7 protein-coding genes are annotated in these 9,811 nt (G+C 69.2%); 2 read left to right on the forward strand and 5 right to left on the reverse strand.

The features are described from left to right. Nucleotides 1-48 precede the first annotated feature (48 nt). The 3 genes from IQ216_RS07650 to rpmG form a co-directional block, all read right to left on the reverse strand. Nucleotides 49-2,043: a ribonuclease catalytic domain-containing protein gene (locus IQ216_RS07650; protein ID WP_370566660.1), complete on the reverse strand. Its 1,995-nt coding sequence runs from the start codon at nucleotides 2,041-2,043 to the stop codon at nucleotides 49-51. A gap of 46 nt (nucleotides 2,044-2,089) precedes the next feature. Next, entirely contained in the window at nucleotides 2,090-2,311 is a 222-nt protein-coding gene (gene rpsR / locus IQ216_RS07655; protein WP_010308434.1) for a 30S ribosomal protein S18, read from the reverse strand. 88 nt (nucleotides 2,312-2,399) lie between these two features. Next, entirely contained in the window at nucleotides 2,400-2,594 is a 195-nt protein-coding gene (gene rpmG / locus IQ216_RS07660; RefSeq protein ID WP_186699712.1) for a 50S ribosomal protein L33, read from the reverse strand. Nucleotides 2,595-2,743: 149 nt separating this feature from the next. On the opposite strand from rpmG, the gene pheT reads away from it, so the two are divergent. Beyond that, nucleotides 2,744-5,191 carry a phenylalanine--tRNA ligase subunit beta gene (gene pheT / locus IQ216_RS07665; protein WP_193815013.1) on the forward strand — a complete coding sequence of 816 codons (2,448 nt, stop codon included), beginning with the start codon at nucleotides 2,744-2,746 and terminating at the stop codon, nucleotides 5,189-5,191. A gap of 17 nt (nucleotides 5,192-5,208) precedes the next feature. On the opposite strand, the gene rlmD is transcribed toward pheT, so the two are convergent. Further along, the gene (gene rlmD / locus IQ216_RS07670; RefSeq protein ID WP_370566661.1) at nucleotides 5,209-6,588 is read right to left on the reverse strand and encodes a 23S rRNA (uracil(1939)-C(5))-methyltransferase RlmD; all 1,380 of its coding nucleotides are present in this window, start codon (nucleotides 6,586-6,588) and stop codon (nucleotides 5,209-5,211) included. A 107-nt stretch (nucleotides 6,589-6,695) separates the two neighbouring features. Here rlmD and IQ216_RS07675 point away from each other — a divergent pair, with 107 nt between their 5' ends. Continuing rightward, nucleotides 6,696-7,190, forward strand: coding sequence for an allophycocyanin subunit alpha-B (locus IQ216_RS07675; protein WP_186699708.1), 495 nt, complete (start codon nucleotides 6,696-6,698; stop codon nucleotides 7,188-7,190). A gap of 1,186 nt (nucleotides 7,191-8,376) precedes the next feature. Here the strand turns inward: IQ216_RS07675 and IQ216_RS07680 are convergent. After that, nucleotides 8,377-9,627, reverse strand: coding sequence for a J domain-containing protein (locus IQ216_RS07680; RefSeq protein ID WP_193815014.1), 1,251 nt, complete (start codon nucleotides 9,625-9,627; stop codon nucleotides 8,377-8,379). Between the last annotated feature and the right edge of the window lie 184 nt (nucleotides 9,628-9,811).

A 9,811-nucleotide genomic window follows, 5' to 3' on the forward strand; every position in this document is an offset into this window, starting at 1 on the left:
GCCAACCCCTGGGGCCCCTGGTTGCGGGTGTCGAGGCTGGCGAGCTGATCAGCTCCTGGCGATCAGTCGCAGCTGGTCGCGCAGCGGATCCACCTGCTGCACTCTCACCAGCAGGGAATCGCCCGGCTGGGCCCCCGCTGGGCACTCCGCAGCCAGATCCATGGCCAATGTCTCCAGGTGCAGCAGACCAAGCCCGTCCTGGGGCCGAAGCCAGCGCAGGAAGGCCGCCTCCCACTGCTCGCTGCGATGGGCTTCGAACCACACCTGCTGCCAGTGGCGCTGATCGTCACGGCTGATCTGGATGCCCTGGCGGATCGGCGCCTCGATCGCCTGGAGCACCTCCTGCAGGGCCTCGGCATCGAGGGTGGGCTCCCCCTGCTGCTGGGCCCAGAGCTGGCGCTGCACCAGCAGGTCGCCGTAGCGGCGGATCGGCGAGGTGGCCTGGACATAGGCCTCGAGGCCGAGGCTGAAGTGCGGGCTCGGCTGGCTGCCCGTGTGCCCGCGGCTGAGGCAGCGCTTGAGGGCCGCATGGCGCACCGGCCCGGCGGGGAGGGCCTTGAGCTCGGCGTCCGGCGGCAGTTCGGCCGGCAGCTGGCTGCGGTAGGGCAGGGCCAGCCCGTACTCCTGCCCGTAGCCGGCCACCACGGCACCGGCCAGGATCATGGCCTCGGCCACCAGCTGCCGGGACGCCCCGGGCTCGGTGATCTCCAGCTGGGGTTCGCCGTCAGACACCCGGATGCGGCCTTCCGGCTGGTCCATCAGCAGCGCCCCCTGGGCCAGCCGCCACTGGCGTCGCCGCTGCAGCAGCAGATCCAGATCGCTGAGGTCCGGGTCCTGCGGTGGCGCCAGCTCGATCAGCTCATCGGCGTCGGCATAGCTGAGCCGGTAGGCGGGCCGCACCCAGCTGCGCAGCAGGCGGCGGCTGGCCACGGCTCCCGCCTCGGTGAGTTCCACCCCCATGCTCCAGGCGGCATTGCGGCAGCCGGCCCGCAGGCTGAGGGGTCCGGTGGCCAGGGCCGTGGGGAACATCGGCAGGGTGCCGTTGGCCAGATAGAGGCTGCTGCCGCGCCGACGGGCTTCCAGGTCCAGTGGTGACCCCGCGGCCACCAGGCGACCTGGGTCGGCCACGTGGATCCACAGGCGCAGGCCGCCCTGCGGCAGGCGTTCGAGGGCGAGACCGTCGTCGATGTCCCGGGTGTCGGGGTCATCGATGGTCACGCAGTACTGGTGGCTGAGGTCCAGGCGCTGGTCGTCGCCGGGCTGGGGCTCGGCGGCCAGGAGGATCAACCGCTCGGCTTCCGCCTCCAGCGCGGCGCTGAAGCCCTGCTGCCAGCTGCTGGCCTGCAGGGAGGGCAGGCGGTGGAGGTCCCAGTGGCCCAGGTCCACCAGCAGATGGCGAATGCCGCCGCCATCGGTCGTGCAGCGGGCCGCGTGCAGGGCGCGGGCCAGCTCCACCGGCAGGGGGGTGTCCTGGTCGCCGCTGGCCCAGGCCAGCAGCAGGTCGAGTTCAGCCTGGTGCTCCGGCGCCAGCTCCTGGCGCTGGATCGGAGTCCGCCGCCGCAGGGCGTCATGCCACTGGGCCTGGCGCTGCTGCTGCCGGGCCAGGCGATGGCGGTCCTGCCGCAGGCGGCGCAGATCGTCGAGGGGTCGGGCGCTGATGCCCTGCTGGCGGCTGCGGAACCAGAGCTGGGGACCCTGGAGCCACTGCCAGCAGGCGGCCATCACCTGGGGTTCGCGGCTGGAGGCCACCAGCTCGGCCCAGTCGTGAAAGGGCCAGAGGCCCTGGTCTTCGCTGAGCAGCAGCCAGGCGGCGGCGAAATCGCGGCGTCGCGGCAGGCTCTGCGCCACCTCGGCCTCGCTGAAATCCCAGGGGGCAACCCCCAGCCGTGGCGGCGCTGAGGCAGCACCGGCAAGGGGAAGGATCAGCTCCACCTGGCGGCGGGGGAGCTGCTGCTGGCGGTGGTGGAAGCCCACGCTGAGCTCCAGCCTGGATCCCTGGATCTGGAGCACCACAGCGAGGTGGGCACCCCGCTCGTCGCTCACGCCGACCAGATCGCCGGGATGGAGTGCAGCCTGGGCCAGGGGATGCTCAGCCTTCGGGGTTCACGAACGGCAGCAGCGCCACGATGCGGGCCCGCTTGACGGCGTTGGTGAGGTCACGCTGCTGCTTGGCGGTGAGGCCGGTGAGGCGGCGGGGAAGAATCTTGCCGCGCTCGGTGATGAACTTCTTGAGCAGATCGACGTCCTTGTAGTCGATCGGATCACCGGGCTTGATCGGCGATAGACGCTTCTTGAAAAATGAACTGGCCATGGGAGAGAACGAAGGGAGAGGGGGAAGAAGACAGGCAAGGCCGTTGCGTCACCAGGCCACGACCAGCGCGCGGCTCAGGTGGTCGGGTTCACTTGATTTCCTTGTGAACCGTCGACTTGTTGCAATGGGGGCAGAACTTCTTCAGCTCCATGCGTTCGGTGGTGTTGCGGCGGTTTTTCTCCGTGGTGTAACGGGAGACACCAGGAGACCGCTTGGCGGGGTTGGACCGGCATTCGGTGCACTCGAGAGTGATCACGATCCGGACGCCCTTGTTCTTAGCCATGAAGGACGTTGCGCCGCGTGTGCGAKGCGAAGGGGGACAAGAATTGACTTTACCTTCCCGCCCCACTCCCCCCGGCTTCCGCCAGTCAGCGGGGGCCAGCCGCCCGTGGCTCCCTAGGATCCGCCCCTGGCTGACGCAGAACGGGAACCATGCGGGTATCGCTCCAGTGGCTGAGGGAGCTGGTCCGCATCCCGGAGTCCGGCCGATTCGGCTGGCCGACGCCTGAGGCCTTGGCGGAGCGGCTCTCCGTGGCCGGCTTCGAGGTGGAGTCGATCGAGAACCTCGCCGAACGCGCCGCCGGCGTGGTGGTGGGCCTGGTGCAGGCGCGCGATCCCCATCCCGACGCCGACAAGCTGAGTGTCTGCCGGGTGGACGTGGGCGGCGGCGAGGCGCTGCAGATCGTCTGCGGGGCCGCCAACGTGCGCGCCGGCATCCACGTACCGGTGGCCCTGGTGGGCACCACGCTGCCGGCGGTGAACCTCACGATCAAGCCGGCTGAGCTGCGCGGTGTGGCCAGCAGCGGCATGATCTGCTCCCTCAGTGAGCTGGGGCTCGAAGGCAGTTCGGGCGGCATTGCCGTGCTTGAGGAGCTGGTGGCTGAGCTGCCGGCGCTGGGCAGCCCGGTCGGTCCGTGCCTGGGGCTCGACGACGTGGTGCTGGAGCTGGCGATCACCGCCAACCGCCCAGACGGGTTGGCGATGCAGGGCATGGCGCGGGAGGTGGCGGCGCTGCTGGGGCTCCAGACCTGCCTGGATGTGCCCCCCCAGGCCTGCGCGCCCGCGCCCCTGCCGGTGAGCCCTGCCAGCCGGCAGGTGATGGAGCGCGGCGGACTGTTCAGCCTCACAGCCCTCACAGGCCTGCAGGTGGCGGAGTCGCCAGCGTGGCTGCAGCGCCGCCTGCACAAGGCCGGCATCCGGCCGATCAACAACGTGGTGGACATCACCAATCTTGTGATGCTGGAAACGGGCCAGCCCCTGCATGCCTTTGACCGCGACCGCGTGGCTGCCCTCAGCGGCGGTCAGCCCGATCCGGCCCTGCTGGGTCTGCGCCAGGCCACGGATCAGGAGCCGTTCACAGCCCTGGATGGGGAGAGCCGCCAGCTCAGTGACGAGGCCCTGGTGGTGACCTACGCCGACCAGCCGATCGCCCTGGCCGGCCTGATGGGCGGCGCCGCCGAAGCCGTGGCGCCCGACACAACCGCCATCTGGCTGGAAGCCGCGGTGTTTGCCGCCCAGGACGTGCGCCGCTCGGCCCGCAGTGTGGGCCTGCGTACGGAGGCCAGCAGCCGCTTTGAGAAGGGCCTGCCCCTGGAGGCCACCCTGGCCGCCAGCGACCGGGCCTGTCAGCTGTTCCAGCAGCTCTGCGGCGCCCGGGTCGAGCAGCGCTGGCTGCAGCAGCGGCCCCTGAGCCCGGCAGCTCCCCTGCACCTGCGCCGCGATGCCCTCCACAACCTGCTGGGCCCGGTGCTGATCGAAGGGCAGCCCCAGGATCTGGAGGACAGCCGCATCGAGGCAACCCTGGCCGCCCTGGGCTGCAGCCTGGAGCCCGACGACGAGGGCTGGACCGTGCAGGTGCCCCCCTCCCGGGCGATCGATCTACAGCGGGAGGTGGACCTGATCGAGGAGGTGGCGCGGCTGGTGGGCTACGACCAGTTCGCCAGCCACCTGCCCGACCCGATGGAGCCGGGCGGGCTGGAGCCGGCCCAGCAGGCGGAGCGGCGGCTGCGCCGGGCCCTCTGTGGCGCCGGCCTGCAGGAGCTGTGCAGCTTCTCCCTGGTGGCCGAGGCACCGGGCCGGTTGCCGCTGGCCAATCCCCTGCTGGCCGACTACGGCCATCTGCGCGACGGCCTGCACGGAGAACTGCTGGCGGCCGCGCTGCGCAACCTGCAGAGCGGCCAGCAGGGCTTCTGGGGCTTCGAGATCGGCGCCGTGTTCAAGGCAGACGGCGATCAGCGCCAGCTGCTGGCCGGGGTGATCTGCGGGGAGCGCCGCTCAGAGCGCTGGACCAGCAGCGGCAAGCCCTGCCCCCCCGATTACTTCCGCGCCCGCGGGATCCTGCAGCAGGGGCTCGCGGCCCTGGGCCTGAACACCGAAGACCGCCCCCTCGCCGACGAGACCCTGCTGCATCCGGGCCGGGCGGCCCAGATCGTGCTGGAGGGCCGCCCGGCCGGCTGGTTCGGTGAGCTCCACCCCGCCGAGGCCGATCGGCTGGACCTGCCCCAGGGCTGCCATCTGTTCCAGTTGGAGCTGGCTCCCCTGCTCGCCGCCGCCACCCGTGCCAACCGCTGGCAGCCGGCGTTCCGCCCCTTTGCCACCGTGCCGGCGGCGGAGCGGGATCTCGCCCTCGTGGTGCCGGTAGCCACCCGGGCGGCCGCCCTGCTGCAGGTGATGCGCAAGGCGGGCAAACCGCTGCTGGAGCAAGTGGAGCTGGTGGACCGCTACCAGGGCGCCCAACTGGGCGCAGACCAGTGCAGCCAGGCCTTCCGGCTGCGCTACCGGGAAGCCGGCCGCACCCTCACCGACGCCGAAGTGGAAAAGGCCCATTCCAAGATCCGTCAGGCCCTGGAAACCCAGCTCGGGGCACAGCTGCGCAGCTGAGTCGCCAGCCGGCGCCCTCAGCCGTGGGCGGGTGGTTGGGCATCGGATCGGCGCAGCACGGCCAGGGTTTCCACGTGGCTCGTCTGGGGAAAGAAATCCAGCGGCTGCAGCTGATCCAGTGCGAACAGCTCGCCTTCCAACAGCAGTGCCAGGTCGCGGGCCAGGGTGGCCGGATCGCAGCTGAGGTAGAGGAGGGTGGCGGGAGGCCCGTGGCGCAGCGCCTCCAGCACCGCCGGCTCCAGCCCCTTGCGGGGAGGATCGAGAAACACCGCCTGGCAGCGCTCCAGCCAGGCCGGCAGCAGCTCGGCCACCGCTCCAGCCTCAAAGCTCGCCACAGCCTCGAGGCCATTGGCCGCCGCGTTGTGTTCGGCCAGCCGCACCGCCTCGGGATTGCGCTCGAGGCCGTGGACACGCCAGCCGCAGCGCGCCAGCGGCAGGCCGAAGGTGCCGATGCCGCAGTAGGCGTCGATCAGCAGGCCTGGCGGCTGGCTGGCCAGGGCGTTCTGCAGCAGGGGTACCACCCGTTCGGCCTGGGGGGTGTTCACCTGAAAGAAGGTGTCGGAAGCGATGCGCAGCTCCAGGCCGGCAAAGCGCTCCACCAGCCAGCTGCGGCCCGCCACCAGCTCCGTGCAGGGGCCCAGCAGGGTGTTGGTGGCCAGGGGCTGCAGGTTGAGCGTCACCCCCACCAGCTCGGGCCAGCGCTTCAGCCAGCGGTCCGCCCAGCGGGGCAGTTGATCCAGTTCCGCGTGGCTGCTCACCAGGGTGAGCAGCAGCTCACCGGTGTGCTGCCCCAGCCGCAGGGCCAGATGACGCAGGCCGCCACCGGCCTGCAGTTCCCGGTCCACCGGCCAACCGGCGTCGTCGAGATCGGCCTTGAGGGGTGCGATCAGGGCATCGAGCCGCGGATCGAGCACCGGACAGTGGTTCATGTTCACAATCCGGTGGGTGCCGCGGCGGTAGTAGCCCGCTCGCACCAGGCCATCCTCTCGCCGCTCCAGCGGAATGATCGCCCTGTTGCGGTAGCCCAGGGTGGCTGGTGCGGCCAGGGCTGGAGCCACGCTGCTCTGCAGCCCCCCCAGACGTTCCAGGGCCTGCTGCACCCGGCTGCCTTTCCAGGCCAGCTCCGCCCCATCCTCCAGATGCTGCAGGCTGCAGCCGCCACAGCGCTGGGCCAGGATGCAGGGGGGCTGACGGCGCTCGGGGGCCGGTTCGATCACGCCCACCAGCTCGGCAATCCAGTGACGCCTGGCCCTGTGCACCAGCTGGGCCGCCACCATCTCGCCGGGCAGGGCGCCTGGCACGAAACAGGCCATGCCATCCACCCGGCCCACGCCCTGGCCGTCATGGGTGAGACCATCCACCCGGAGATCCACCCGTTGCCCCACCGTTGTGCTCACCACTGAGCCTCGACCCTAGGTCGTGCAAAGGGGCGTTACACCTTGAGTGCTCACCCGTACTGGACGCGCCGGAGTGGATACAGTGACGCCTGCATGTGGTCGCTGCAATGAGCGTCGTTCGGGATCTGATCCTTCAGGCAGACGACCAGCTTCGCTATCCAAGCGGCGGCGAGCTGCGATCGATGGTGGACTACCTCAGCGGCGGCGCCCGGCGCCTGGCGGTGGTGCGTTCCCTCACCGACAACGAGAAGAAGATCGTTGACGAAGCCGCCAAACAGCTGTTCAGCCGCAAACCCGACTACGTGGCTCCCGGCGGCAATGCCTACGGCCAGAAGCAGCGGGCTCAGTGCCTGCGCGATTACAGCTGGTACCTGCGCTTGGTCACCTACGGGGTGCTGGCTGGCAGCACCGAACTGATCCAGCAGATCGGCCTGGTGGGAGCCCGCGAGATGTACAACAGCCTGGGCGTGCCGATGCCCGGCATGGTCGAGGCGATGCGCACCATGAAGGATGCCGCCCTTTCCCTGCTGTCCACCGACCAGGCCGCCCTCGCCGGCCCCTACTTCGACTACCTGATCCAGGGGATGCAGACCCCCACCTGAAGCCTTCCGGCTCCGGCACTCAGCGAGTCAACACCTCCCAAGCCCCACGATCTGCCGCACCCTGCAGCTTGTGGGGCTTTCTCGTGGCGAACGCTGCCGCTGCATTGGGCGCCGCGTAGCGAGCCACTTCACGCGTCCATATCGTCCCACCCAGGTCTCTGGCCGAGACCTAGAGCAAGTTCCATATGAGACGACTGAGCCACTCCCAAGGCCTTCAACCAGATCCGTCGCACAGGGCGACATCGGTAGCCAGCCACAAGCCACGAATGTGTCCCCCGCCAGCAGAGCAGCTCAAGATCCTGAAAGCAGGCCTTGGCGCCGAGCCTGGAACCACTGGCCACCGAGGCTGCTCAAGCCATTGGACCAAGCCAGAGAAACCCTGGGCGCGCTCATGAAGACAGTCTCAGTGGTCCCGCCTGAGTCCCTATCACAGTCTCGCCAAGAGCCCTAGCTGAGACTCTCTAGAGAGTTTAGCCGGTTGGCGGCTTCCTTCCCTGCCAGCGACCCTGCGTACCTGCGTACCTGCATAGGACACAGGTACGCAGGGTCAGAGATCTCAGTATTTGCAGTGTCTTTCAACAGCAGGGCCAGTCTTTGGACACGATGCGAGAGGGTGTCTGGACAAGGCAATCCTCGCTCCTGAGCCCATGCATCAGTGTTGTGCCGTCTCCATGCGCAGCTCACCAGGGCTTGCGGGAGTGGACGGGAAGCCGTTCAAAGCGAAACGACGAGTGTCTGCCGCGCGCGAGCAGCCGAGTCAAGGCTGGTTCCTCCAAGGTCCAATAGCCCGGAAAGCGCAGGTGAACACACTGAAAAAACACGATCCCACTTGTCGCTCTCAGGTCCCAGTCGGGACGCGCACAAGGTCCCACATGGGACTGGCAAGAACAGCGCAAGACCAGAGGGGCGACTCCCCGCTCCAGTCGGCTGGTGTCTCCAGCCAATCAGGCTGAACCGCGTCTTTCGCCCCCCTCCCCCAGTGTGCGAAGTCGGCCGCCCGGAAGGCTGGACGGGCGCCCCCGTTTCAGCGCCAGCGAATTCGATGGCTTGTGACGCGACGATCAGGGGTCAAGTGAGAGGAGCAAGCGTCTCAATCGGGTCTCGGCCTAGGACCAATAGCAGGACTCAGGCGAGTCTTATGAGATGCCCATGTCGATGCCATTCCCGCCTCTGACGGACATCGGGATCAGCGCGTGCGGTACAGCTCCTTGAGCAGCTGGTAGGCCTCGTTCAGGCGACGCATCAGATCATCCGACCCTCCCGCGTCTGGATGGTGGGCCAGGGCCATCTCGCGGTAGGCCTCGCGGATCTGGGGCAAGGTGAGTCGTTCGCCCGGATCCGTGGGCAGCTCCAGCAACTTCAGGGCCCCCAGCAACGTCATGGTGTGCTCCAGGCTCTGGAACGAAGTGCCGCTGCGGCGCTGGCGGAAACGGTGCACGAAGCGTCGGATCAGCGTGGGGATGCGGAGCTCGAGGGTGGCACTGCTGAAGGGGTCTTCCAGCACGCCGGCCATCACCATCACCTTGGCGAAGCTGGCCGGACCCTCAGGCCAGGACGGAGCCACCAGACGCATCACCTCCCGGCCCAGCGACCAGGTGAACAGCCGCCCCTCGCTCTGGTCACTCTGGGGCCAGATGTCCTGGGCGATCCAGAGCATCGCGGCCTCGAGCACCGGCGCCGAGGCGGGCTGGGCATAGAGCTCCTGCCAGTGCTGATCCGCCCTGGCCAACGCCAGGGTGAGGCGTTCAACCGGCACCTGGGGCATCGGCTCCAGGCGGGTGGGGGGTTGCTTGGCCTCGGGTTCGAGGCTGCGCCGCAGTTGGTCACTGCGGCGTTGCACGAAGCCCGGCAGGTCGATGCCGCGCCTGGACCGGCGGGAGCCTGAACCACCGCTGGACTCCGGGTCCACCCGCTCGTCAGCGGCGGGCTGATCCCGGCGTGACAGCTCCGAGAGGGGATCCACCAGCAGCTCTCCCGGTCGGCTGCCGGCCAGGAGTACGAGGGCGCCGCATTCATCGAAATCGCCGTTCTGCTCAGGCGACGCTGCGGAGGATCCTGCCGCCGCTGACAGCGGCGGGGCCAGGCTGGGCGGGTCACCGTCCTCACAGAGGGGCTCCACTGGTGCCGCCGACACGAGTGCCACGCCAGGCTGGGGCGGCTCCAGAGCAGGTGGATCGACGACTGACTGGCCGCCTGAGCCTGCCGAGGGTGCTGCGGCGTCGGCCTCCAGCTCCAACTGCTGTGGTGCCAGGTATGCAGAGCCATAGAGATCCACCTCCTCGCCATCAGGGCCGAGCAGGTGGTGCAGAAGCCGCTCCAGCACAGCGCCGCGACTGCGGCAGCCGAGTTCTGCTTTGAGCACGTCGATGCAGCTCACCAGCTCGGCTGAGAGGCGCAGGCTGACCTGCTTGAAGTCCCTGGGGTCGTCGTCAGCCATGCCGCCCCGAGCCCGGGAGCCAGCTCACCGCTGCATCAGCTCACGCATGATCCGTCGCTGGGCATCGAGGGCCTCCTGGTAGCGATCGAGCAGATCGGGATTGACCGTGGTGGCGGCCTGTCCCCTTGGCAACGCAGCTGGGCGGGTGACTGCAGGGCCGGGGCGCGCGGCCTGGGGAGCGGGC

It is taken from the genome of Cyanobium sp. LEGE 06143, assembly GCF_015207535.1.
Classification (GTDB): domain Bacteria; phylum Cyanobacteriota; class Cyanobacteriia; order PCC-6307; family Cyanobiaceae; genus NIES-981.

What these genes read in the sequence shown, in the direction of transcription:
- IQ216_RS07680 (WP_193815014.1), bottom strand. Translation starts at nt 9,627, where the DNA reads ATGGCTGACGACGACCCCAGGGACTTCAAGCAGGTCAGCCTGCGCCTC.
- IQ216_RS07675 (WP_186699708.1), top strand. Translation starts at nt 6,696, where the DNA reads ATGAGCGTCGTTCGGGATCTGATCCTTCAGGCAGACGACCAGCTTCGC.
- rpmG (WP_186699712.1), bottom strand. Translation starts at nt 2,594, where the DNA reads ATGGCTAAGAACAAGGGCGTCCGGATCGTGATCACTCTCGAGTGCACC.
- rpsR (WP_010308434.1), bottom strand. Translation starts at nt 2,311, where the DNA reads ATGGCCAGTTCATTTTTCAAGAAGCGTCTATCGCCGATCAAGCCCGGT.
- pheT (WP_193815013.1), top strand. Translation starts at nt 2,744, where the DNA reads ATGCGGGTATCGCTCCAGTGGCTGAGGGAGCTGGTCCGCATCCCGGAG.